Here is a 23,932-nt window from a genome sequence, read left to right as displayed (position 1 = left end):
ATCCTTTTGATAGCTACAACTTAAAAGATGACTTGTTCCTCTAACTCTTTGCTTTTCCTTCTCCTCGATAAACAAGTGATACTGAAGCTTGATGAGTAGGATAAACCACCACATCAGCCAAATTGACATGAGGAGGGCGCGTAGCCATAAAAAGGACAATCTCAGCCACATCTTCCGCGGTTAATGGTTGAATGTTTTTATAAACCGCATTAGCTTTATCCTTATCGCCTGCAAATCTAATCAAGCTAAATTCTGTTTCAGCCATCCCAGGAGAAATCATAGAAATACGAAGAGGAGTATTCACCAGCTCTTTCCTTAATGTATCCGTAATAGCTTTAACAGCAAATTTAGTGGCACAATAAATCCCTCCTCCAGGATAGGTATCATGGCTGGAAATACTGCCTACATTGATGATATGCCCAGCATTTTTCTTAATCATGTGAGGAATAATCTGAGCACTAACATTAAGTAAACCTTTAATATTTATATCAATCATCTCATTCCAATCCTGCGTAGGCGTCTCCCATACTTTATTTAACCCTCTTACCATGCCAGCATTGTTAATCAGAACATCCGGTAATATAGAACCCCTTGCCAATTGGCTCAATTTTTCTTCCACCGCTTTTTCATCCGAAATATCCAATTCTATCGATAGGATCTCGACCCCATATTTTTCTCGTAAAGAGTTTTCAAGAGCTTGCAAGCGATCCTTACGCCTAGCAACATTGATTAAGCTAGCTCCCTCACGTGCAAAGGCTTCAGCAAAAGCTGCTCCAAACCCTGAACTTGCACCTGTAATTATAACTGTCTGATTTTTAAAATTTTGTTTCATCGCCTTCCTTATGAATGGCAAATTTATTATTGAGCGCCATTTACTTTTATATCGTATTTGATTTATCGTACCCCTAAACGGGGTCTTTATGGAAGCATATCTTTATCTTTTAATGGCCATAGCCGGCGAAGTTGTAGGGACCAGTGCATTAAAAGCCTCTTATGGGATGACTAAGCTTTTTCCTTCACTAGTAGTATTAGTGGGCTATGGGCTTACTTTTTGGTCTCTCTCCATCGCTCTAAAAACCTTACCTGTAGGCGTGGTTTATGCCATCTGGTCAGGATTAGGGATTGTAAGCATCATTTTGATTGGCATTTATTTTTTTAACGAAGCCTTTTCTCTGATGCATTTACTAGGGACAATTCTTATCTTGGCAGGAGTGGCAGTATTAATGTTGTTCACGGGACCTGTCAGCGAATAAGCTTAAAAAGCTATCAATCTGTAGATATTAAATAAAACGATAGCTCACACTCTAATTGTGATAGAATGAGAGCAAATTTAATAGAATGCAAAGTTCCATGCATAGCGCCTATCAACATGAAGCAATGAAGAAAAAAAAGAATAAAGCCTATTCTAAGCTTTCAACAAAACATTAGAAAATGGCGCCTATGTTTTAAAGAATTAAAAGCTATCTTTCAAACCACCTATAATGCCATAAAGCCCCTTCCCTACAATTTCCCTCCATGGCAAATGGTCTGTCCACATTTATGAGACTGGCAAATGATGGGAGTAGGGGAAAATAGCGAATTTATCGCATTAAGGCATCTCAAGAAAGTAGAAAAAGAACCTTCACCACAGCGATAGCGATTGTCGATAGCAAGCTTGTTAGGCGAGAAAGGGGGCTCAAAGGCTATGACGTAGCAAAAGAAACTAAAGGAAGGGCAAAAGATCTTTTGTTGGATACATAAGATAATCTAAGAAGAGCCTTAGCCAATACAGCAAGCGCAAAAGACTGTAGCAGACTGCCACGGCTTATCTAAAGGAAAACTTCTCCTCTCACAATGCTAAGGCTCATTTATGGTGATTTAGCTCATCCCCAAAAAGGGTCACCCAGCAATTTAAAAGACAAAAGTGTCATGCAGCTACAAATTATTCTACCCTTTGTTAAAGTAAGTCGGATCATTAAAGTCATCTAGTTGAAGGCTGTGCAAACTTAAGCACTAAGCAACAAATTCTTGTTTAGTGAAGGTGATGGGTTGTAGAGCGTATACTCGCTTGGGTAAATTGGCCAAAATGAATTTAGGTAAAAAGCGACAGATTAAAGAAAGAAAGTGCTGATAAGTCTTGAGGAAAGGCCAGAAGACAAAGAAAAGAGTTGGATAATAGTAGAACGCATATATGACAGTTTTACTTTGGCAAAACACACCTGCAAGCATTTTTGGATAGTAAGGGCCTAGCTACCGAAATATGTTAAAACTGGCAGTCTTAATCCACCTGCCAGTTAGTCCTTCTCTGTCAGTTCAAGCATTGCCTGGAACACATTTAAGGACTTTATCCTTCGCAGACATGCTCCTATCCTCTTTTGAAAAAAAAGCATTACCCGCATTTAGCCTGTCAATAGACTTAGAGGGGCGCTTGCTTAACAAAAAAAACTAGCTACCTGTATCGGCTTCCCCTTTTCTAATTACAGAAATTTTATTTTCACTAAATACATCTTGCAGTTCTCTAACTTTAAATCCAATAGGATATCCACTTAAAGGATCCTCTAGTAGTACTTGTTTCCATTGTGCATATACATTCCACATATTTATATCTTCCGCATCTTTACCAGGTCGAGGAATAGCTCCTTGACTAATATAAGAAATCATAGAGACCTTGGACATTAAGGATTCAGGCTTTTCAACCCCTTCCTTATCACCCTGTCCACTTCCGGTTATATATTTTCCGCAACCTAAAAAGACCGCTCCTAAGACAGCCTCAGCTAACACATAATATTCCCTGGCTTGTTCTTTTAGCGTATTGCTAATCGTAGCATTTCTTCTAAGTACGATAGGATCCATAACTCGGACGTGAGGCAGGGTAATAAAAGAGCCTACTAAATAGATTTGGCTTTCTGTCTCTAGCATATTTTCTATACTATTCGTTACAGTCCCAAGCATACCAGAGGAGAGAAGACTGGATGGAGCATCTTGAGAAAACAGTTGAGAAACAAACCTCTCTATCTTTTTATGCAAATCTGTACCTGTAGTATCCGTCTTTTTAAAAACAAGATGGGACATTTTTTCTGAAAAGAAAGAACGATCGGCAACAATTTTGACTTTGGAATAATGGGGATCAATAGGAAGCATTTCTTCAGTAGAAAAGAAGTTTCGGGACTCATACAGCTTACTTATATTGCTGCATACCTCATTATAGTCTTTCTTAATTTTATTTATCTTAGCGTTTAAAATGTTTAAGTTTGTTTGTTTCTCATTTTTAATAGTTTCTGTCTCAGAGGGAGAATTTGTCACCTTAACTTTTTCGATATTTGCCTTCTCAAGCTCTTCCTCTAAGTTTAAACGGACTTTATTCTTCAGAGGTAATAAAAAATCACTTTTTTTAATAATGCTTCCCAGTGCGTAGCCTAAGTGCATAGGCAGTACATCTCTTTGACTTATGATAGCACTCATATAGGGCTCCCTTAGTTTTTAAAATTTTAAGTGGATTTAATGCGGCCAAGTTGGCCGCCAGAAAGATTAAAATTTATTTAGTTTGTGTGGGTTTTTGAGAAGCCTGGCCTTCATATTGCTTTCCTTTTGTATCTTTTTCAGGTTTCCGCGCTGCTTGGCTTACGCTTGGCTTGCTTTGCTCTGCATCCTTAAAGGAAGGGCTGAGTTCCTCTAATATCTCTTCAATTTCTTTCTGGGTTAATATCTGATAGTTAAACCCAATAGGTATTCCACAGTCACGATCAGTGGTCATTTGGGTAACAAAATTCTCGTAAGCTTCCATCACACTCTGGGTAGAATGAACATTTTGTTTCTCTTTTGAGGAAGTTAATCCGCGATAAGTACTCATCACTGCAACCTGCGCATTTTCCATTTTCATCCGACGCTGTAAGACAGCTATGGCTTTTTCTTTTTCCTTACCAGTAGCCATTATTTCTGCCTCTTCTTCATCTTTTTTGCTCAGTTCAAATTTCGAAGGATTGAGATCCACATGTTTCATAATCTCACGTTCTACAATCTCACCTGCAAAAATAGGCATAGCACCTTGCGAAATAATTTCGATAGATACCTTTGTGCCTACTATGCTTCTTAATATATCATTTTCTGCTTGGATTCCATATTGGATGGCATTGGAACTGCCTAGCGATACTCCCCAATCTACGAAATTTCCTCCACCTTTTGCTGCAGTATTGATGCTATGCTCATGGATATTTTCACCCAATTTTCTATTCATTTTTGATTCATTTGAGAAAGTCACAAGAGCGGTGAATGAGCCACCTAATACCGCTTCTGTTAATAAATAAATTTCCTTTGTACCATCCGTTCTCTGTGAAATTCCATATTTCTTAAGCTCATCATTATTGTTTTTATTCATAGCATTCAGAAGAGCTTGCAACTTTCTTTTACTATACTGGAGATCAGTAAAACAGCGGACATGGCGACTGGTAGCCACAGCGTTGATCACTAATACCCCTTCAGCTATACCTTCCTTTTTGATTTGAGCCAAGCGTTCTGAAGTTGCACTAGCCCCAGAAAGGGAAGCGCTACCACCCAACATCAACCATCCTCCATTTGCTGAGATGCTGCTAGCAATAGAGCTATGAGCAATTCTATCATGAATCTCAGAAAGTTCTTGCTCCATATTAATATATTGAGAACTATAGTGAAGGCTGTCAAAGCCTCGCGGTAGAACTTCCATTTGAGATCTAGCCATATCAATAGGTGATAAATCAAGTGTTTGATAAAAATTCTCAAAAGCAGGTATCTCGCCATCTTTTCTCTCTGCCAGCTTTTTACTTAGTGTATCTATAAGATTTTCTGCCGCCGTTATTTGTTCTTCCCAACAGTTATTAAGAGCTTTTGTAACTTCACCTCGGCCTTTTACCTCCTTTCTAGCTTTGATTTTAGCATCTAACATGTCAATTCTTTGTTCAGCAGACTTGATTTGTTCTATAATACTTTCCTCGTTTGCCATTTTTTGCGCATACTCTTCCATTTTTATCAAAGTCTCACCCCTAACGACGCAGCCTAAAGCAAGGCCCGGTTGGAAGGGGATCTTTCCGTTCCCTCCTCCCTTGCCACTAATATGGACTGATACATGCGTATATTTTCCTTCCACACCTTTTTCTGCAATTAAGTGTGTATTTTCAAAAAAGCGCTTAATTTGGCTAACATCCTTCTGAATAATTAATTCTGATGGCATACCTTTTAAAGGAAGCGACAAACTTTTACTTACTACATTGCCTGGAGAATCTAAAAAATGAATAATAGCAGACAGGCCAGTCTGCTTATTGTATAATACCTCAATTTTCTTATCATTAAGCAAAGACTCATACGTGTTAACACATACGCCGTTAGAATCAACTAAAGAAGCCGAGCCAATATTGGTAATGATATTAGCGGTGGAAGGGGTGATATTGTTAGGTCCGTAAAAAATGGGCAGGACAGCCTTGTCAGGTAATGCATTAAAATTAATGATTTGCATACTTAATCCTCCTTAAACTTTTGCATTTTATTTATTGAGCAAGTTTTAGATCTTCGCAGCATTGTTTTTCTAATTCTTTAATATTTTCATCATAAATTTTTATAAACTTTTGACATGCCTCTGCCACTTCGTTTCTCTGGTTGCTTCTCTCTTTTCCAGTAGGCTGGCCGACACCGAGTCCTGAAAAATCTCTTAAAAGTTTAGCGATCTCTTTGTGAGTTTGAATGATGATAGCAAGGTTTCTTTTTCTTTTTTCGGTCTCTTGAAGTTTCTTTTCTTCTTCTTCTTTCTTCCTTTTGATAGTCTCCTTTTTATCTTTTATCTCTTTTAAATTTATTAAATTTTTTAAATTTTGGATCGCATCTTGTAGCTCCTTTTTTCCCTCACAATTTGAATCTTTATTTTCTAAGTCAGATAAATTTTCAGATAAATCTTTTAACTTTTTCATATCCAGGGGCGTATTTATTAGCTCCTTTTTTTCCTGGCAACTTGGAATCTTTTCTATATCCGATGAAACATTGGAAGAGTATCTGCTAATATACTTATCTAGGAGTTGCTCTGGAGAGAGAGCTTGCCATTTAACGAGATAATTTATCATTTGCTTGAGCGCAAACCATGGAACTGTTGTGGTTAGCTGATGTTCTATTTTCCCTTCAAGCTCTTCTAAGCATTTCTCTTTTTCTCTAATTTCATTTTTTGAAGATTGGATGGATTCAGGAAGTATTTGCAAGTAGGGCTTAAAGATGCGGTTAGCCCAAGTATCGATAGACACTTTAATACATTTGCCAAATTTTATCTGCATGTCTCTCCTTTGCATGGCGGACACATATTGATCTTTAGCAATACATGGAGAGGTTTGCTCATATTTTTCCAAAATTTTTTTTGTCTCATACGCATCATTTATATCGATAAAGTCCACTTGGCTGTTCTCTTGCATGTGATTGATCACTTCCCAGATATTACCTCTCATAGGGGTTTCCTTAAGGAGTTCTTTAATTCGAGTGCCATCTTTAAGTTTATCCACTATTTCTGGAACCACTTGCTCTTGTTTAGTAATCAATAAATAGACGCTAGGATTATCTTGAAGCTTATCTGGGTTAAAAAGACCAGGAAACCTTTCTTTGACTGTATCAATAAGGTCAATAATTGCATTAGCTCGATCTGCTAAAAAAGCATGGATGGACACTACTAACACAATGGCTTTAACCTGCTTGGCTTCTTGCACTGCCAGATCAATGCTTAGATTAGCGAGAATCTCATGGTCTTCTCCTCGCGTATTATTGAATCTGGGACAATCAGCAAGTACAAGGGAAAAAGAATCAGGAACTGCATAAACTTGATTATAAAGAGCTTTAGGCTCACCTGAAGCATGCCCAAGGGTAGGATATTTTTCTTCAGCTTCTTCGTTCTCTTCCTCACGCAACACCTTATCATCAGCATCGTTAGAAAAGGATTTGCTCGCGACACTCAAAAAATAGCTAATCGCCGTACTTTTGCCCGAGCCTGTGTTACCTACGAAGAAGATGACCTCTTTATCTTTTATCTTATCAATGGGCTGATATGCTTCCCGTAATAATTCCAGGGCTTTAGAGACGTTTAAACTTTCCTTTTTGCCTATAAAAGATGCATAATGGGCTTCTTTTACTAATTCCTTCAAAATATCTTCTTTCGGATAGGCTATTTTTAAATGTTGAGAATATTTTTCAGATATATTCGTTAAATGCTCAGCTAAATCTTGTTTTTGGGAAGCCAGCAGCTCCCAATCAACTTCAGTAAGTTGATGTGAGATTAAATTGTCGATCAGTAGCTCTAAAAGATCAGGTTGCTGCACCAGCTTTGTTTGAAGGTCATCGGTTTGTTTTTTTAATTGATTAAGATGAAATAATCTAAGCTTATTTTCATCTTTTTCATCTTTAATACGAACCTGCTTATCAGCGTTCGTTAAATTAATGCCTGAGATAGTTTTTTGTACCCTTCTTCTCACAGCATACATTCCATTTAACTCTGACGGTGTACATGTATAGGTATTCGACTGGATATATTTTTTCTTCCGTCGCTTCAACTCCTGGATTTCAATTTTAGAGACACTATCTTTTTCATAATAAGCACTAAGAACATATTTCTTTTCCTTTGTTTTTCCATCGCTTAGCTCCATCCTGCTAGAGCTACCTGAAGATGAAGCACTGCCATTACTATACTTGGGAAAGCTTATGGAATAAACCCCTGGCTGGAGGTTAATTTTTTCTTGTTGTTCCTGTGTAAGCTCGACTTCAAAAGTTTCTTGGCTTGTTAAAAGGTTATTGTGTATAGCTGACCACAATTTATGATAGTGATTTTCTATTATTGTTACTGCATGAGTATTGGATGCAATGTGAATTTCAGACTGATCGTGCAAATAAAAAATAAGGCTATTGTCACTTTCTTTCCGCAAGCATTTTACAATGCTTCCGGTATAAAGCTCTCCTGTTTCCGGATTAGCCAAATTAAGAGTTTTATTAACAAAGAAGTCAGACCTTTGATCCCAATTGGCTACAATCCCCTCTGGTGGAGGTTTTTTCTCGATTATTTGGCTTAAAAGCATTTTAATGTTCGTGTATATAGTCTCTTTTCCTAATTTATCGTTAATAAAGCTTTCTGTTACACGATTACTCTTCAACATGCTAAGGACACAATTTCGTAACCTTTCCACATTTCTCTGGTTAATACACTTGATAATATTCTTAACGTTATCATTTGGCAGTTTTCTAATTTCGGGAAGTTTAAATAAAACATCTAAAGGCTCCCAAAGAGTATATTCACTCTCTCTTTTTTGATTAGCTAATTGGCTTAGATCATTTCTGACATGTTGAACGATTACCTCAATCTCCTTCTCATCTAGTTTTGAGGCGGACCAATTTATTATTTCTTCATTATATTTTTTCCAGCAAGCCAGCGTATCAGGAGGTAAACACAGTTCGGAAAAATGATTTTCTATGCCTTCATTGGAATCTATGACATCTTGGGAAATTTGCGTCAATTTGTCTATTATATCTTTTAAGAGAAGAGGATTGGCTAAATCTAAAAGGTGCTCGGTGAATTCCCTTAAAGCTTTTTGATAAGAATTTGGAGAGCTTGTCTCTTCAGAATCAACTAACATACCTCCTAATAGTTTACCGCTAACATAAAGCTTATATTCACCTTTGTTTAGCGCAACAATTCTTACGCTTACATTTTTAAAAAAGCTAAAAAATGTTTCGACACTCTGGATAATTATTAGGTCTTTAGGTAAGTTTTTAGGATGAATATAAATAGGCTCACCCCTAACAGGTAAAATGCAAGCCATAACGGTGTTCTTCTTATCACCATAAGTAAATTCAACTATCTGACCATTAGTTGCCGGCAATCTTTGAATATAATTTCCCCCCTTTATCTTATTTTTCCTACCTGCAGTTGGAGTATCTAAACTGCTTTTTGCTAGCTTGCCCACTAAAGCCACTTTTTCGAATTCAAGTGCTGCTTTGCTCCTAGAAGTAGTTTCCTTAGCTAGCATTTTACCTACAGAGGTGGGGTAAAAACTATTTTGGCTTATTAAATAATTTTGATTAATTGTCATATGCTACCCCTTTTTGTAACTTTTTTTCTCCTAGGCAGTATTATAGTGTCTATTTTTAAACACACATACGCCTTGTATAATTTTTTTATTTTTTGGAGGCCGCAAGATGATAAGGTAAAAGCATGTAGACAAATAAGTACTTTGCCTAATTAACCTTACAGCTCTTCTTTTTAACAACTTTAGCTTAGACATAAACTTTAGAAAAGCATGAAATATGCTCCTAGTTAGGATAAAAACTGTCTGAGCAAATAGAGAAGTTTTAAGAGGGAAATAATAATTTATTACTTTCCAAATAAAATAAAATTTAGAAAAGCAAAAACAATAAGGAAAATGGTAGAAAGCTTTATTTTCGTTCTGGCTATAAGAAAAGCAAGATACTTTGCTATTTTTTTTCTTATCTATAAAAAGAGAGAAATGGTTTATAAGAAATAGTGTAAACAATGCTTTCTTTCTTTTCGCTAGGAAGAAAGCAAGCTTATCAAGTAAATTTTTAGCAAGTGACTCTATAGAATAGCTCACATGATTAAAGTCACTTGCTAGGATAGCCTGAAGTATTTTCATGATCTATCTCTTTGATTTCATAAATTAATATTCAGCTTCCTCCCAACAAATTGTCAACAAAAAATTCGTGTTGATATGGGGATAAAAAAAATTTTCAACTTACTTTTAATCAACTTCTTACGCAATTGATGTAGAAGACAGTTTGTAAGTTATCTATTCTCTTTTCGTTTAACCAAATATTTTTTAATGAGTTACAGCCTGCTTTTCTAACTCAGTGTAACGCTGGTAGGAACGATTAGATTAAAAGTGACTAAGCAAATAAGACCATAAGTTTTTTGAGTGATTAAGCTTAAAGGTTATGGGAAAATAGCGAGAAAGGGTGAATATTAGGTACATTGTTATTCTACTAAGCTTAATGCAACCTTCTACTACCTTTAGATCTTTAGCTTAGAAGATTGATTCTTTAATGCATGGGTGACTTTCGACTTTTTTTAAGTTTTTTTTGTTCCTTAGGATTGGCTTTATAACGCTGAAGGCGACAGGTCAAGGGCGTACAGCTAAAGCGACGTAAAATTCCCCATACACCAGGCAAAGTTAAGTTTTTACCAAACTCTTTTTTTAGGATGAATTGAAGGTCGCTTAAGTGAAATATCTTGAGCAGCTCGCCAGTCCCAGGCCCTTTTTCTACCCGGTCTAAAAAGGCTTTCTCTTGCTCAGGTGTTAACGCTCTTTTTCTTCCAGTTATTATAGGCCTTCTATCTATTAATCCTTCTAAGCTGTGATGATTGTATCTTCTTATCCATTTCTGAATAGCACTTGTACAATAACCTAGAGTTTCTCCTATCTGAGAAGCACTCTCGCCTTCCATCGCCATGGCTACTGCTCTTAATTTAAAGCTATAACTAGCATAGGCTTTCTTTTTTGACAGAGCATTTAATTCCTTAATTGTATGATAAGAAGCTACAAACATGGTTTCCTCCTTTCCAAACCTTTTCTTGTCTTCAATTATTCTTCTTATTTGAATTTAATAAAAGGCTCTTTATATCTTTAACTACTATTACGTACGAAATTTCTTTAAAAATGAAAACAATATAAGCAAAAAAAAGCTTATTATAAGGCATATCTTTATAAACTTATGTAAAGCAATTAAAGGAATAGGTTGCTTGGTACAAGCGGCATGGATAGCATCTGCTAGGAAATCTAGAATAGATTTTCCTTGTCAATAAAGGGCTTAGATACAGCTATGCAGCACCTCCCTCCATCTTTTGCCCTAGATAGACTGGCTGCCTAGGCATAACTTACGAGAAATGACTAGATTTCTTAAAGATTCTTCGGCAGCATTATTGATCATAAAAATAGCAGGATCTCAAGTAAGCACGGAAATGTTTGATCTGCTTTAAAAGCTTGTGGCAAAACTTCCGCAGCTTTTTAGTACTACTCCAGCACTGCAATGCTTGTAATTCTTCTTGTATATAACGCCAATTAAGATAGCCATTCTGCTGCCAAGTAGATTGGCTAATTGTCCTTTTTCTAAACGATGTCTATCTTTAAAAAAGCTCTTGCAAAGCATCATATAGGTTTCCTAAACGCTGCACATCATCTAAAGATATGTTGAATTGTTCTGCTTGCCCTTATATGTTACAGAGCAGATGAGCTAAGCAATATTGTTTGATCTTTACCTTAATTTGATGAATAGCTTTAGCCTTGATCACTCACTAAGCATGAATTCCCTGGCCGACTAATATTTTTAGAGTAGCGCCATTTTGATAAGGTCTTAATGCATAAGCAATCACATTTCCTATACGTAGTAGTAGCAAATGTTTATGAGTGGCGGTGTGACGCCAGCTCGTTGCCTTTAGATGCAAAGGCTACTTTGTAGTAATAGCTGCTTTAACGAGTGTTTCATAAAACGAAAAAAGTAAGGCAGTGGTGCGAGCTTTAACTTTAGAAATAAGGCCTTAGCTTAAAGCTATGTTAGGCAACAAGGCACTAATCATGGTGCGTGCCGCATGATGACCTTGGGCGTTGGCCCATCAGCAGATTAATAAAGGCTTCCAGCCTAGGGCCGAGCAAGAATTGCTCATTTTCTTTAAGTTCAGGCCATGTTTCTAGATGGCAGCAAAGGCATCTGCTCGTTACTAAATCTATTTGATGCACCAAAGGTTTAATTTCAGGAAGTTCGATCTGCTGCCATGAAAAAACCTTATCAATTGCATACCTAGCAAAGCGGCAACATCGACAAAGTTTACACTACGAACTTCATGCGATGTAATCGCATTAGTAGGTAGCAGTTGACGTCTAGCGCCCGCCAGGACGATAAGATCGATTTTATGCTGTAGGTAATGATGAACGATTAGCTTTTTAAGGCGTCGATGGTGGCTTGGAACTATTTTTAGAACTTTGATTAACCTGTTCTTCCAACTGAGCAACGCGCGCTTCAAGCTTGGTGATTACCTTTTCTAATCTATTCATCATGGTTTTTAGCTGAGTATTTTCAGCTCGAAGCTGCGCATTCTCTGTAAATAGCTACTCGTATGATGGCTGCATACTATTCAATATATGATTAAGTAAACATAAACTCTAGAAATTGTTCTACTTATCAGAAAATAATTGATATCCCCCCCCCTTGACTGCTTACAAATTGCTAAAGTAAGCCTTCATCTTAACAATAATTTAGTAATCTTGTGGGATGGCAACTCATGGAGCCAATATCTCCATTAGCCTTCAGTAAGATTTACAAAAAAAAGAAGCTTATAAATGTGGAAGACTTGCAAAACTTTCCTCCTTTTGTATTAAAAGCTAAAATTTGGGTTTATTACTTCCATGCTTCGTTGCTCCCAATCTCCAGATAGCTTTCACGCATTCTAACTCTCTTTTTAAAATTTCTAAAAATTCTTGACACTTCAATTTGATACAAACTTCTTTTACCCAACTAAAATATTACATTGACAATTTCTTTCTTAAAATTTAGGTTGGCAAAAAAAAGCCAAGGATAAGAAAAATGCAGCTTCAAGAATTACCATCTCAACAAAAACTTAGCAGCCCGGAAATAGCGGATTACGTCACACGTTGGGGAGGCTCCCCTTCTATCGCTTTACTTGATCCGCGCTGCCAAATCTTTACCTCTCGCTATGCTGAAGGACTTATTGGTTATCGCCTTGCCGCAGGTGCCGCTTTTGTGTTCGGTGAGCCTGTATGCGATCCTGCTTTAAAAATTTCATTAGCTCTAGAATTTGAAGAGCATTGCAAAAACCATAAAAAAAATATCGTTTATACTCAAGTTTCCCAAGAATTTGGAGATTGGGGGGTACGGCATTATAATGGCGCACTGATTGAAGTGGGACATGACTTTTTTGTAGATCCTCATCTTGATCCTACAGCAGGACGAGATGCAAGGATGTTACGCAAAAAAGTTAAGCATGCCTTAACTGAAGGAACGTCTATTCATGAATACACCTCACCACAAGCAGAACTAGAACAAGCCATGGAACAAGCTAAGCAAACTTGGCTAAAGGGCAGGAAAGGGCCTCAAATCTATCTTTCAAATATTCATCTATTTAATAATCGCTCAGGAAAAAGATGGTTTTATGCTATTAAAGGAAACCGTTTAGTGGGGCAATGCATGTTAAATCAATTAGAAGCAAGAGGTGGCTGGGTCATCAATCTCTTAATGGCCACGCCAGAGGCTTCAGGAGGAACCACTGAGCTCCTTGTCATCTCCATACTAGAACAGTTACGTAAGGAAAATTGTCACTATCTTACCTTTGGTATGGTTCCCTTAGATAAAATTGATCGAATAACCGGCTTAAGTGCTTTTTCTAATTGGTTTACCAAAACGGCTTTTAAAGGTGCTAATTGGATGTTCAAGCTCGATGGCAAAAGAAAATATTGGCAAAAATATAAGCCCTATTACGAAAGCAGCCATCTTCTTTTTACCAATAAAAAATTTATGGCGCGCGATATGTTTGGGCTCATGCGCGCCATGAATGCCAGATTTTAATTAAAGAAAAAGAATTTTTTTAAGAATTGATTCATTAAAAGAGGAGTAGCTAAAGAATTTTCTTTAGCTACTTATAAAAAAGTGCAGATAGCCTATTTTACTTTAGGAATGTTAGGTATAAAGGCGGGCAAGCCAGCTTGCGGGAACAGCTCCCTTAGCTCATCTTCATTAAGAGACAACCATATTTGATTTCTACCAAAACATAGCAATTTTCCCCGCACCACTAGCTTATCGTTTTGACGCCATAGTTCAGCTCCATACACTCTGCCCTTTTCAGGATCTAAAATTTTTCCATTGGTATATCTGTTACCTTTTTGTTGCAGATTCCAAATGATATCTAAGCCTGCATAATAAGGATTACCCAAGACCCCTGGGGCTCTGTCATGAGGATGATCTATAGTATCGGCGATTTCACCTTGCTCATCAAAGGTGGCCACAATACGTCCATAATATTTCCCTTGATATTCATAGATAGCTATGGTGCTTTCTGCCCGGCCGGTTTTCTCATTGATGGTTTTCCAAAAACCTGTAATTTCCTCGCTCGCGAACCCTTGGCAAAGTATCAGTAAAAAAAGCGAGGTAAACAAAAGAAAATTTTTCATATATTCAACTCCAATAGTTTTTTATAATAATTTCAGCAAGCATCTAAAAATATTTGTATGGTTGAGAGCCTAGACTAAGCGCAGGCTAGGAAACAGCATGGATTTGACCATTAACTTTCAACCCGCCTAAATGTTATGGAGGATTCCATCTCAGCAATTACTCGTCTAAGCTAATCCTAATCTATAGGCTATCAAAAGGCTTAATTTGTCATTTTTGATGGGATTTAACATGAAAACTTAATTTAGATAAAAAAATTTTATGTTTTTGGGTAAGGAGAATAGAGCTTCCTCTAGTACCCGCACCTCTTTTTATTTTATAGATAAAACAAAAAGAGAAGAAAAGCAACTTTTTCTACTTTTACTTGGATATTCTAAAAAAATATGGTATGCCTAGATTAGCAAAGCCTCTTTTTTAGAAAGCGAGGAGAAAGAAATTTAGCGTGAAAAGAAGAACGGCTTTAAGGAGCTATAGAAAGGAAAATTTTACAACGAGCAAAAAGAATAGAAATCTTGCCAATCAATTAAAATTAAAGATGGCTTTTGATTTTTACTTGCTTAAGGACCTTAAATGATCGGTTTTATACTTTTTGGAATGGCACTAGTCTTTACCCTTATCCATCAGAGATTAATTAAACATGCTGAGCTTCAGGAAATTATACTTTCCTATCTCCTCTTTTTTAATATTGGAATAATGGAGCTTATTGCTTTTAGTGGGCATATTTTCAAGTCTGACCAGATTGCAGCTTTAATTGGATGGCCACCCGGCAGTCCTTTTCAGTTGGAAGTAGGCGTAGCTGACCTAGCTTTTGGAGTCTTAGGGATCCTATCCCTTTATTTCCGGGGTTTATTTTGGGTGGCCACCGTGTTAAGCTCTGCTATTTTTTTGATGGGCAATTTTTGCATACACATGGCTTCCTATCTGGACCATAATAAAGCTCCTTATAATAGCGGTATTTTAGTATGGTTTGGTAACTTGGTGATACCCATCTGTCTATTAATTCTGCTGAGAAGCTATCTCAAAAATTTTTCTTCCTTTCATAAATTTTAAAGATCTAAATAGTTAGATAGATGTATAGGTGCTAGTCATTATTATCCCTCACACCTTCATGTTTGGAAAAAAGAGTCATAGAGTTTAAGTAAAAAATCTAACTTTCAGGAGAAAAAGAATAAGCTTCCTTTGGCTGCTGCTTCCTGGAGCGGTGGATGATTTTGCTTTTACCTGAAAAATTCTTATAGCTAAAAAGCTTACCCTAAACTTCTTCTTTATCCTTATGCTTGCTTAGGATAGATATAGGACCTCTTTAAAGAGTAAAAAATTGAGTAAGCGGGGCAGAATAACTAGATGAAGAAGAAACAGTATAAAAAACTTCTATTCTAGCCTCAATTTAACTAAAATCCACTATTTTTATCGTTTAAAAGGCTTAGCAAAGAAGATATTTTACCCTTAAAAAAGTTCACCCTTCTATATTTGAAAAAGTTTTGAGGTGATGCGTGCCCCTCCGATTATTAGAAAGAAAAGTTAAAGTTCATCTCTCTGGTTAAGATCTCCATTATTTTGGCAATATTTCTTTTCCCCTCATCGCCCCAGCGATGTAAAATTACTACATCAGAAGAAAATTTCTGATCCGCTGTCCAGTTATAAATTGCAGGAAGCGTGGTAAAGGAACCCTGGTGCGAATTTAAAATATGGGCCATCAATTGCTGATCGGAACAAAACAAATGGTTTTGCTCTACAGCAAGGGCTGCCCAATCTTTAATTATTTTAGAATGCTTAGCAAATGCTAGGACTCCCGCGTTGTACATGATTTGACCAGGAGTAATTATTTTTCTATGTAGATTTAACTCTTGAGAAAGTGCATGTTCAGCCACTACAGCAAAACCTGCTTCATTTTCACACCCTTCAAATAGAGGCTGCAAAGATCCCCGCACCTGGCAATCTAGATCTAGCCATAGGCTTCTTCTAAAAGGTGACAATAACAAAGCAAAAGGTTTTTTATACCAGGTAAAACGCAGGTCCCATACTTGAGGCTGCATTTTTTCCCATAGGCAAGCTTGCATAGGGTCTATCTGATCCTTTTTGGCCATAAATGTAGCAGTTAACTCTAGCTTTATCAACTCCCCACGCTGTTGGCACCAGTTTTTTGCTTGTAAAGACATATCCCCATAATCTACAAATAATACCGGATGCTCATTATGCTGACGAAAATGTGCCCACCACCAGGGTAGCATCCACTCTAAACGATGGGAAGTACCCACAATAACACCATCCCCTGGCTTCGTAATAAGCATAGTTGACCCTCAAAAAATTTTGATATAGCTTTTATAGCTCATATACTAGAGCCTATTTAAAAAAAACATCAAATAACTTTATCAAGATACAAGTCTACATCCCTCTTTCATAGAGGGAAAGAAGCTATAACTTGGTAGGAGGTAGGTCTTATTCTCTCTAAAGTCCATATTTGCAAATATAGGAAAGATTTTTTTAAGGTTTTCTTAACCTATTGGTATAAATGGATCTACTCACTAAGAAATTTTTTAAGAATGAGAGAAGGATAAGGTTAAGAGCAAAATTAATAAATTATCTTAAAATGCATGAAGACAAGGTAAAAGCTTAAGCTACCTTAAAAAAACATGCTTCCAATGCTCTTCCTGAAAGCCTACTAAGCCTATGCCATCCCCTAATAAGAAAGGCCGCTTAACAAGCATTCCTTGGGCATGCAATAAAGATAAAGCTTCATTTTGAGGCATATAAGGTAATTTTTGACTCAATTGGAGTTCTTTATAAAGCCTACCAGAAGAGTTAAAAAGCTTCTTTATATCCCCCTTATAATAAGCGAGCATTTTATTTAATTCCTCTAAAGAAGGGGGAGATTGCACGATATCCACTGCTGTATAAGAAAGATCAGCTTTATCTAAAAAGCGTAAAGCTTTCTGGCAAGTAGAGCATTTTACATGCAGATAAATAAGAACAGACATCTTAAGACCCCTTAAAAAAATCAAAAATTTTATGGTACATTATTTCTAAGATCTTTTAAAGTCTGAATTGCGTTTTACACATAAAAAAATCACCCTTGGAGCTAATGAATAGATTAGCAAAAATTCCCGTGGAAGAATGGGTAAATGCATATTTATCCCATCAAGAATATAAAACCTCGACGACCTTATGTGCCATCATGACTTCATATGGCAGTGATAAAGGAGATAAAAGGCACAACTACACCACTCTGTATGCTAAATTATTCGGCCCGTGGAGGCATAATAACATTAATCTTTTTGAGCTAGGAATTGGGACTAACTATGCAGATATTCCCTACAATATGGGAAAAGAAGGCACCCCTGGAGCTTCGCTGCATGGATGGGCTCTTTTTTTTCCCCAAGCACACATTTTCGGTGCCGATATAGATCAAAGAATTCTATTTCAGACTCCAACGATTAGAACCTATCTTTGTGACCAACGTCAGAAGAGCTCGATTCACAATTTGTTTAGCAATGAGGATTTACATGGCCTTCAATTTGATATTATGATCGAGGATGGTTTGCATGAATTTGACGCTAACCTGAATTTTTTGCAACACAGTATTCACAAACTTAAAGAAGGAGGAATATATATTATTGAAGATCTTACCGCTCATTCAAGAGTAGCTTTTATAAAGCTTATCCCTTACCTGAGAAAAGAATATCAATTAAAATATATAGAAGTAATCATCATTCCTTCCAAACTAAATCATTTCGATAATGCTTTATTGGTTATCCAAAAATAAGTTTTTCCCCCATCTCCTTATTTCCCTAATCTTACTTTCCTACCCAACCTGAAGTTTATCCGGATAAAAGCTTACTCATTACTTTTTGATATCCTGTACAAACCTATAAATTCAAAAAGGCTTCGCTACCTCCTACTTTTCTCACCTCCATGCCCTTAACCCTATTTCAAATCCAGCTAAAGCACAAATGTATTTATATAAAATAAAGGGAGAAATGGCTACCTCCTAGCTATTGTACGAAGAACCTGCTCAAAAAAAGTAAAACATTATTCATGATATAAGGCCGCCTTCTTTAAAGACGTAAATGATCTTTTTATTTTTTTCTTATCCTCCCCATCTTTTATCACTAGCTAGGCCTTATACGTAAGATAAAATAAGTAGGAGTAAAAAGCAGGAGCTCTAACACTTATGAATTCCTTTTATCCCATCACTTAAGAAAAACTTTAAATTAAAATTTAATTTTGTCATATTCAACTTAACTTTACAATCTAGGCTGCACCCAGGATTTTCATCATGAGCATCCCTTCCGATCCCTTTATCACCTATTCTAGTGCTGAACCACCTTTAAAAATAATCGAAAAGCTTATCAGCCTTTTTAAGGTTAAAAATGTTGCGTTATTTGCAACTATCGATCATGCAGGAGAAGCTTTAAAAAAAGGATTAAAGTTACCCTATGAACAGCTGCTCATTTTTGGAGACCCTAAAACAGGCACTTTACTCATGCAAGAAAATCCTGCGATTGGGATAGAACTGCCTCTAAAAATTCTTGTATGGCAAGACGATAAAGGCCTTACTCAAATTGGTTATAAAGATCCTACTTATTTAGCAGCCAACTATGGGATAAAAGAAAATCTTCAAATTCTGCAAAAAATGAACGAAGCCCTTAACAGCTGGGTAAAAATAGCAATTCAACAAGAGAAGGAAATTGTATGACCATAAATAAAATTAATAAGTCTGAAATAGACAAGGCATTGAAGGGAAATTGGAAAGTGATAGGCTGCCAGCTTAATGGTCTTTGGTTACCCTCTGCTATATTTGAGAACTTTATCTATAGCTTCCCTGATGTGGAACATTTCAAATTAGCCTGGGGTGACTTAACTTTTCCCAACTATGTAGGAGGCTTTCCTAAAAGTGATAAGGGAAAAATATCCATTAATGTTAATTTTCAACCCTACCAGATAGATTTAATTCCTCATTCGGGGCCTTTTGCTGAAAAAGCTTTTAAAGGTATATTCGAACTCGACCATGATATCCTAAAGGCAAATTTTGCTTTTCCAGAGATAGACAGACCTAACTTTTTCTCTGCTAAGCAAGGACATGTTTATGAAATCTGGCAAAGAATGTAAATAGAAGGGCTCTTTTTGCCTCAATAAAAACGTTTTCAAAAATCAAAAAATATTTTTTACCCCTAGCAAATTAAAAATAGGACTACTTTTTGTCGAGAAAATTACAGTAAAAAGATGGATCAAAAAATATGCGTTTACTTACGGAGAGAAAGGAGTAATTTTCCAGCAACGATGAATTTTAGGATCATGAAAATCTAAAGGCAAAGTTTTAGCAGAGATGTCGATAATCGAACAAGTGCTAAAAAGGCTTTTATCAAAAACAAAGTGGCGCGAATTAGTGCTGAAAAATATTACTCCTTTTTTGCAAAGAAGTTTAATAGCTTTAGACAATAGGTCCACATAATCGATTTGGATATCAAACATTTCCAGCATTTTTTTCGAGCGCGAGATAGTGGGAGGATCGATAATAATAACGTCGTATTTATTGCCGGTACGGCTTTCATGGCTTAGAAATTTTAAGCAATCTTCACGAATAATAGGATTCTTTTTCAATGGAAGAGCGTTAAGCTCGAAGTTGTCAGCTCCCCAGGCAGTGTAAGTGTTCGACATATCCACGCTTTTTGTAAGAGTTGCTCCAGCTATCGCCGCATGGACACTAAAAGCGCAAGTATAGGCAAAGAGATTTAAAACCCTTTTGCCTGGACAGGCTGCCGCCACTATTTGGCGAGTCTCCCGATGATCTAGAAAAAGCCCTGTATCCAGGTAATCGCGAAGATTAATTTTAAACTTCACCCCATATTCATGCCCGATAAAATACTCTTTAGTGCTCCCCTTCTTTTCATATTGCTCCAATTTTTGTCGCCGCACGCGTGTGCGCCAATAGATCAAATCAGGGGTCACACCAAAAAGAGAGCTTAAGGTTTGCTCAATTTCTTCCTTTAATTCAGCCGAAGGTTCAGGAGCTTCTCTCGTGCGAGAAAAATAATGTACACAAAACCTTCCTGCATAAAAATCGATCGCTAAAGGATAATGTCTTATTTCACGATCATAAATGCGAAAGCAATCCGTAGTCGTGCGTTTTGCCCATTTGCGAATATGACGGTAATTCTTTCTAAGGCGATTTTTAAAAGGGGAAGTTTTATCCTCTCCATCTGCTATGGATGGAAGATATAAGGCGACTTCATTCATTACCATTATCCTATTCCTATTATCTAAAGAAATTGCTTTAGAAGGGCTATTAAAAATCGATAGATTTTGTAAAAATATCTGATGATACTAGAATTTTTTAAAGTTTAAGGAAAGCTTTTTAATAGAGATCTCTTTTCAAACCATTCATTTTTAGGGCGGAAAAAACCCTCTCTAAAATCTTATATGCGGCCGTAAGAGCTTAAGAAGAGCCTAGTTACTTGCCTGCCAATAATTACAAGAAAACAACCTAAGAAATGATCAGTATTTAGAGGTAGAGTATCCATGAAGAGAACGGTAGAAAAGAGAATAGAGGTACAATAATCTGCCTTTTAATAAGGTCTTTAGTAACTTTTACTTTATTATCCTAATTTTTAAGAAAAAAACTACTCAGGGGTGCCTTAAAGCACCCCTGAAGATCGATTTTTAAAGTTTGCTTTCCGATGTCTCGTTTGTGGTAGAGATATCTTTAGCTCCTTCATTTTTCATGATCTCGTAAGCACGATTCAATTCCTCGCGGGTATCAGCCTGAGCACTAATTAAAATATCACCAGCTTTTAAGCCAGCTTCATATCTTTTTGCTTCATTTTCTGGAATTCCTGCACCCACAATAGCTCCTACCAAAAGGCCTAAGCCTCCTCCTACAGCCGAACCACTTAAAGCAGCCATAATCGGGCCAGCAGCAATAAGAGCGCCTAGCCCCGGGATAGCTAGAGTGCCAATTCCAGCCAGCAATCCTAAAGAACCACCAAGCACACCACCTGCCGCAGCTCCTACTGCTCCCATTTCAGAAGCTTTGGAACCCGTGCTGCTAGAAGGGATATCTTTATCAGCCGTTCTTGCCAAGTCTCCCTCCCTACCTTCACCATACCTATTGGATGTAGCTGTCGGCTGATTTTGATCAGGAGAAAGGATAGAAATATCCTTATTATGAAATCCGGCAGATAAAAGTTGTGATACAATTTGTTGAGCCTGAGCTTCATTGCTAGCTAAGCCAAAAACTACTTTTTTCATAACAGCCTCCATAAATTAATATTTTTTTCCGGTTATTTCTAGTTGATTTTCTATTTTTTTTATTCCAGGAATCTCTTTGGTTTTTCCAATAATAATTTCCCTTTCTTCTAAAGTGGCAATAGGGCCTCGTAAAGTTACCACTCCATCAATTGTGATAATTCTAATATTCTTTGCATTCATAGACAAAGAATCATCTTTCACTATAGCCTGACGAATTTTTTGGGTAATGGTACGATCTGCTTCACTTTCCGATTGATCTAATGGAGTTTTTTCTACTGCATGGCGATCAGCTTTTTCTCTTAAATAATCTGACTGCTCCCCTTTGGAGGAAGAAGGGACAGATTTATCTTTGCCACCACAAGAAATAAAAGCTAAAGATAACAGCATCATTAAAAAAATCTTTTTCATAGAGACCTCCTAAAAGTTAACCATAAATTTATGAATAGAAACTTATATACAAATCTTAATTTCAATCTAACGTGGTGGCATTATCTAAAAACACACCCAGTAGAATAAAAATTTTCCTCGCAAGATCAAATTAACAACAGGGCACACTGTTACCTATCGAACGCCATTTTTAGCCCTAACTTTAGTATCAGGAAATGGCAGGATAGGGAACGCTTCAATAAAAAAATAAACTAACAAAAACTCTTTAGAGTAAAGCCTCAAGCTATATTACTTCAGCTTTTAGCACTTTACTCACTTATTCTTTTAAATTTATAAAAGTATAGTTGTGTCGGCACAGCTCTTTTGTTATTAAAGTCCTTATTTAATTAAGGTTTTTTCCCGTGCTTTAACCTTTAAAATATTTTCTCTTAATTTTTAAGTTTATCAATTAGGCTGTATGAGATATACAATCTATCTTAAAGTAATTTTTGTCTACAGTAAATGTTGCTTCCTTGGTTAAACAAATGCTTTTTCAAAAAACAAATTAACAGATTAGAAAATCAGAAAAAACGCTCTAAAAGAGGCTTAAACTCATTCTCTTTAAAATTATTCATAATAATGAGCCTTTAAGTATTACCATCGCCAAGGTAAAATAGATGATAATTCCTACTACATCTACAATGGTAGCCACTAAGGGAGCTGAAGAGGTAGCGGGATCAAATCCTAGACGGCGTAAAACAAAAGGCAACATAGCTCCTGAAAGGGATCCCCACAAAACAACGCCTATTAAAGAAAAAAAGATAGTCACAGCCATTAAAAACCAATGTTCACCATATACATGCCCTAAAGTTCCCCATAGCGAAACCCGAATAAAGCCTACCACTCCTAATACTAAGCCTAGGGAGGCGCCTAAAAGAAATTCTCCCCGCATAATATTCCACCAATCTTTAAGCTTTACTTCACCTAAAGCCATTGCGCGAATAATAAGGGTAGAAGATTGCGAGCCAGCATTTCCCCCGCTGGAAATTATCAAAGGAAGAAATAAAGCTAAAACGACGGCTCTTGAAATTTGATTTTCGAAGAAACTCATGGCTGTAGCTGTAAACATTTCGCCTACAAATAATATGACCAACCAGCGCGCTCTTTTTTTTATCAATTCAAAAAAAGGCGTCTCCAGGTAAGGCTCATCGAGAGCATCGCTTCCTCCAATTTTATGGACTTCGTTAGTATTCTCTTCAGAAGCTAATCGCAAAATATCATCAATGGTGACAATGCCTAGTAAAGCTCCTTCATCATTTACAACGGGTAAAGCCACGCGATTATATTCTTTAAATATATTAATGGCCTCTTCAGCGGCCTCATGAACGGATAAAGCTAAAAACTTTTGATCCGTGATTTGAGCAATTTTATACTCTTTAGGGTGGAAAAGTATCTCTTTAAGCCTTAAATCGTCAATCAAGATGCCTGCATCATCCACCACATAGATAACATCAATCGTTTCACTATCTCTTCCATACTCGCGAATATAATCAAAAACCTGCTCTATACTCCAATTCATCTTGACTGCTATATAATCCGTAGTGATCAGCCGTCCTACGCTATCTTCTGGATAGCCTAACAAGGTTAAAGTTTCAAGGCGTTGCTCGGCGGGCAAAAGTTTTAAATAATCTTCCACTACCTGCTGAGGTAGTTCCTCTAAAAGAGCGGTACGATCGTCAGATCGCATAGCTGTTAGCATGCTCGCAATTTGTGTGGAAGATAAGGAGCGCAAAATTTGCTTTTTATGCTTATCGGAAAGGTAATCAAACGTTTCAGCTGCTTGTTGAGGAGATAGCAAAGTAAAAACAAATAACCGATCGGAGATAGTTTTTTTTTCTATCAGATCGGCTATTTCAAACCCTGAAAGAGATTTTAAACTCTCCTGCAATTCTTGGTTTTTTTTATCTTTAATTAAATGATTAAGACAAGTTAAAGGTAAGACTTTCATAAAAAAACCTTTTTCTACTCTTTGCTAGGCTTTCATTCATAGCCTATGAATGATTATCTTCACAATTTATTTCTCGGCCTTACCCACCTTAAGATCCCCAAATAAAAAGCCTTTTAGTTGCTATAATCTTCATATAAAAAGTTACAAGTTTGC

The 23,932-nt window shown here is 36.7% G+C and carries 20 protein-coding genes and 1 pseudogene; 6 read left to right on the top strand and 15 right to left on the bottom strand.

All coding sequences use genetic code 11. The features are described 5' to 3' along the window. Positions 1 to 40: 40 nt before the first annotated feature. Positions 41 to 832, bottom strand: coding sequence for an SDR family NAD(P)-dependent oxidoreductase (locus tag NEOC95_RS04170; protein WP_213151778.1), 792 nt, complete (start codon positions 830 to 832; stop codon positions 41 to 43). Between the two features lie 88 nt (positions 833 to 920). Here NEOC95_RS04170 and NEOC95_RS04165 point away from each other — a divergent pair, with 88 nt between their 5' ends. After that, the gene (locus tag NEOC95_RS04165; RefSeq protein ID WP_213151776.1) at positions 921 to 1,253 is read left to right on the top strand and encodes a DMT family transporter; all 333 of its coding nucleotides are present in this window, start codon (positions 921 to 923) and stop codon (positions 1,251 to 1,253) included. A gap of 1,171 nt (positions 1,254 to 2,424) precedes the next feature. On the opposite strand, the gene NEOC95_RS04160 is transcribed toward NEOC95_RS04165, so the two are convergent. From NEOC95_RS04160 to NEOC95_RS09395, 7 genes and pseudogenes are all read right to left on the bottom strand, one after another. Beyond that, on the bottom strand, positions 2,425 to 3,441 hold the full coding sequence (locus tag NEOC95_RS04160; RefSeq protein ID WP_213151774.1) for a hypothetical protein: 1,017 nt from the start codon (positions 3,439 to 3,441) through the stop codon (positions 2,425 to 2,427). Positions 3,442 to 3,514: 73 nt separating this feature from the next. Continuing rightward, a complete protein-coding gene (locus tag NEOC95_RS04155; protein WP_213151773.1) occupies positions 3,515 to 5,464 on the bottom strand; it encodes a hypothetical protein in 1,950 nt (649 codons plus the stop codon). A 31-nt stretch (positions 5,465 to 5,495) separates the two neighbouring features. Continuing rightward, entirely contained in the window at positions 5,496 to 9,056 is a 3,561-nt protein-coding gene (locus NEOC95_RS04150) for a hypothetical protein (protein ID WP_213151771.1), read from the bottom strand. A gap of 964 nt (positions 9,057 to 10,020) precedes the next feature. Next, on the bottom strand, positions 10,021 to 10,527 hold the full coding sequence (locus NEOC95_RS04145; protein WP_213151764.1) for a helix-turn-helix domain-containing protein: 507 nt from the start codon (positions 10,525 to 10,527) through the stop codon (positions 10,021 to 10,023). Between the two features lie 426 nt (positions 10,528 to 10,953). After that, positions 10,954 to 11,130 carry a hypothetical protein gene (locus NEOC95_RS04140; RefSeq protein WP_213151761.1) on the bottom strand — a complete coding sequence of 59 codons (177 nt, stop codon included), beginning with the start codon at positions 11,128 to 11,130 and terminating at the stop codon, positions 10,954 to 10,956. 142 nt (positions 11,131 to 11,272) lie between these two features. Further along, the gene (locus tag NEOC95_RS04135; protein WP_213151759.1) at positions 11,273 to 11,422 is read right to left on the bottom strand and encodes a hypothetical protein; all 150 of its coding nucleotides are present in this window, start codon (positions 11,420 to 11,422) and stop codon (positions 11,273 to 11,275) included. Positions 11,423 to 11,918: 496 nt separating this feature from the next. Next, positions 11,919 to 12,056 (bottom strand): annotated as a pseudogene (locus tag NEOC95_RS09395) (DUF6444 domain-containing protein); the annotation flags it as partial. A 502-nt stretch (positions 12,057 to 12,558) separates the two neighbouring features. Between NEOC95_RS09395 and NEOC95_RS04130 the strand changes: the two are divergent. Next, the gene (locus tag NEOC95_RS04130) at positions 12,559 to 13,557 is read left to right on the top strand and encodes a phosphatidylglycerol lysyltransferase domain-containing protein (RefSeq protein WP_213151757.1); all 999 of its coding nucleotides are present in this window, start codon (positions 12,559 to 12,561) and stop codon (positions 13,555 to 13,557) included. Positions 13,558 to 13,649: 92 nt separating this feature from the next. Here NEOC95_RS04130 and NEOC95_RS04125 read toward each other — a convergent pair whose 3' ends face one another. Further along, positions 13,650 to 14,159 carry a DUF2147 domain-containing protein gene (locus NEOC95_RS04125; protein ID WP_213151755.1) on the bottom strand — a complete coding sequence of 170 codons (510 nt, stop codon included), beginning with the start codon at positions 14,157 to 14,159 and terminating at the stop codon, positions 13,650 to 13,652. A gap of 568 nt (positions 14,160 to 14,727) precedes the next feature. On the opposite strand from NEOC95_RS04125, the gene NEOC95_RS04120 reads away from it, so the two are divergent. Next, the gene (locus NEOC95_RS04120) at positions 14,728 to 15,207 is read left to right on the top strand and encodes a DUF6790 family protein (protein ID WP_213151753.1); all 480 of its coding nucleotides are present in this window, start codon (positions 14,728 to 14,730) and stop codon (positions 15,205 to 15,207) included. A gap of 458 nt (positions 15,208 to 15,665) precedes the next feature. Here NEOC95_RS04120 and NEOC95_RS04115 read toward each other — a convergent pair whose 3' ends face one another. Both NEOC95_RS04115 and NEOC95_RS04110 read right to left on the bottom strand, forming a co-directional pair. After that, on the bottom strand, positions 15,666 to 16,448 hold the full coding sequence (locus NEOC95_RS04115; protein WP_213151751.1) for a glycosyltransferase family protein: 783 nt from the start codon (positions 16,446 to 16,448) through the stop codon (positions 15,666 to 15,668). Positions 16,449 to 16,775: 327 nt separating this feature from the next. Further along, the gene (locus NEOC95_RS04110; RefSeq protein ID WP_166154711.1) at positions 16,776 to 17,135 is read right to left on the bottom strand and encodes a Spx/MgsR family RNA polymerase-binding regulatory protein; all 360 of its coding nucleotides are present in this window, start codon (positions 17,133 to 17,135) and stop codon (positions 16,776 to 16,778) included. 104 nt (positions 17,136 to 17,239) lie between these two features. Here NEOC95_RS04110 and NEOC95_RS04105 point away from each other — a divergent pair, with 104 nt between their 5' ends. From NEOC95_RS04105 to NEOC95_RS04095, 3 genes are all read left to right on the top strand, one after another. Next, positions 17,240 to 17,920 carry a hypothetical protein gene (locus NEOC95_RS04105; protein ID WP_213151749.1) on the top strand — a complete coding sequence of 227 codons (681 nt, stop codon included), beginning with the start codon at positions 17,240 to 17,242 and terminating at the stop codon, positions 17,918 to 17,920. Between the two features lie 513 nt (positions 17,921 to 18,433). Further along, positions 18,434 to 18,853: a DUF302 domain-containing protein gene (locus NEOC95_RS04100; RefSeq protein ID WP_213151747.1), complete on the top strand. Its 420-nt coding sequence runs from the start codon at positions 18,434 to 18,436 to the stop codon at positions 18,851 to 18,853. Next, entirely contained in the window at positions 18,850 to 19,266 is a 417-nt protein-coding gene (locus tag NEOC95_RS04095) for a hypothetical protein (protein ID WP_213151745.1), read from the top strand. The genes NEOC95_RS04100 and NEOC95_RS04095 overlap by 4 nt, the downstream gene beginning before the upstream one ends. A 138-nt stretch (positions 19,267 to 19,404) precedes the next feature. Here the strand turns inward: NEOC95_RS04095 and NEOC95_RS04090 are convergent, their stop codons facing one another. The 4 genes from NEOC95_RS04090 to mgtE form a co-directional block, all read right to left on the bottom strand. Next, entirely contained in the window at positions 19,405 to 20,400 is a 996-nt protein-coding gene (locus NEOC95_RS04090) for a class I SAM-dependent methyltransferase (protein ID WP_249270164.1), read from the bottom strand. Between the two features lie 417 nt (positions 20,401 to 20,817). Next, entirely contained in the window at positions 20,818 to 21,405 is a 588-nt protein-coding gene (locus NEOC95_RS04085; protein WP_213151742.1) for a hypothetical protein, read from the bottom strand. 15 nt (positions 21,406 to 21,420) lie between these two features. Then, a complete protein-coding gene (locus NEOC95_RS04080; protein ID WP_213151740.1) occupies positions 21,421 to 21,813 on the bottom strand; it encodes a BON domain-containing protein in 393 nt (130 codons plus the stop codon). Positions 21,814 to 22,402: 589 nt separating this feature from the next. Further along, positions 22,403 to 23,779, bottom strand: coding sequence for a magnesium transporter (gene mgtE / locus NEOC95_RS04075; RefSeq protein ID WP_213151738.1), 1,377 nt, complete (start codon positions 23,777 to 23,779; stop codon positions 22,403 to 22,405). Positions 23,780 to 23,932 lie beyond the last annotated feature (153 nt).

The sequence above is a fragment of the Neochlamydia sp. AcF95 genome (assembly GCF_018342455.1).
In the GTDB taxonomy this organism is placed as follows: domain Bacteria; phylum Chlamydiota; class Chlamydiia; order Chlamydiales; family Parachlamydiaceae; genus Neochlamydia.
This window is presented reverse-complemented; position numbering and strand designations above follow the sequence as displayed.

Coding starts and splice junctions, on each gene's coding strand:
- NEOC95_RS04170 (WP_213151778.1), bottom strand. CDS start 832: ATGAAACAAAATTTTAAAAATCAGACAGTTATAATTACAGGTGCAAGT.
- NEOC95_RS04165 (WP_213151776.1), top strand. CDS start 921: ATGGAAGCATATCTTTATCTTTTAATGGCCATAGCCGGCGAAGTTGTA.
- NEOC95_RS04160 (WP_213151774.1), bottom strand. CDS start 3,441: ATGAGTGCTATCATAAGTCAAAGAGATGTACTGCCTATGCACTTAGGC.
- NEOC95_RS04155 (WP_213151773.1), bottom strand. CDS start 5,464: ATGCAAATCATTAATTTTAATGCATTACCTGACAAGGCTGTCCTGCCC.
- NEOC95_RS04150 (WP_213151771.1), bottom strand. CDS start 9,056: ATGACAATTAATCAAAATTATTTAATAAGCCAAAATAGTTTTTACCCC.
- NEOC95_RS04145 (WP_213151764.1), bottom strand. CDS start 10,527: ATGTTTGTAGCTTCTTATCATACAATTAAGGAATTAAATGCTCTGTCA.
- NEOC95_RS04140 (WP_213151761.1), bottom strand. CDS start 11,130: ATGATGCTTTGCAAGAGCTTTTTTAAAGATAGACATCGTTTAGAAAAA.
- NEOC95_RS04130 (WP_213151757.1), top strand. CDS start 12,559: ATGCAGCTTCAAGAATTACCATCTCAACAAAAACTTAGCAGCCCGGAA.
- NEOC95_RS04125 (WP_213151755.1), bottom strand. CDS start 14,159: ATGAAAAATTTTCTTTTGTTTACCTCGCTTTTTTTACTGATACTTTGC.
- NEOC95_RS04120 (WP_213151753.1), top strand. CDS start 14,728: ATGATCGGTTTTATACTTTTTGGAATGGCACTAGTCTTTACCCTTATC.
- NEOC95_RS04115 (WP_213151751.1), bottom strand. CDS start 16,448: ATGCTTATTACGAAGCCAGGGGATGGTGTTATTGTGGGTACTTCCCAT.
- NEOC95_RS04110 (WP_166154711.1), bottom strand. CDS start 17,135: ATGTCTGTTCTTATTTATCTGCATGTAAAATGCTCTACTTGCCAGAAA.
- NEOC95_RS04105 (WP_213151749.1), top strand. CDS start 17,240: ATGAATAGATTAGCAAAAATTCCCGTGGAAGAATGGGTAAATGCATAT.
- NEOC95_RS04100 (WP_213151747.1), top strand. CDS start 18,434: ATGAGCATCCCTTCCGATCCCTTTATCACCTATTCTAGTGCTGAACCA.
- NEOC95_RS04095 (WP_213151745.1), top strand. CDS start 18,850: ATGACCATAAATAAAATTAATAAGTCTGAAATAGACAAGGCATTGAAG.
- NEOC95_RS04090 (WP_249270164.1), bottom strand. CDS start 20,400: ATGGTAATGAATGAAGTCGCCTTATATCTTCCATCCATAGCAGATGGA.
- NEOC95_RS04085 (WP_213151742.1), bottom strand. CDS start 21,405: ATGAAAAAAGTAGTTTTTGGCTTAGCTAGCAATGAAGCTCAGGCTCAA.
- NEOC95_RS04080 (WP_213151740.1), bottom strand. CDS start 21,813: ATGAAAAAGATTTTTTTAATGATGCTGTTATCTTTAGCTTTTATTTCT.
- mgtE (WP_213151738.1), bottom strand. CDS start 23,779: ATGAAAGTCTTACCTTTAACTTGTCTTAATCATTTAATTAAAGATAAA.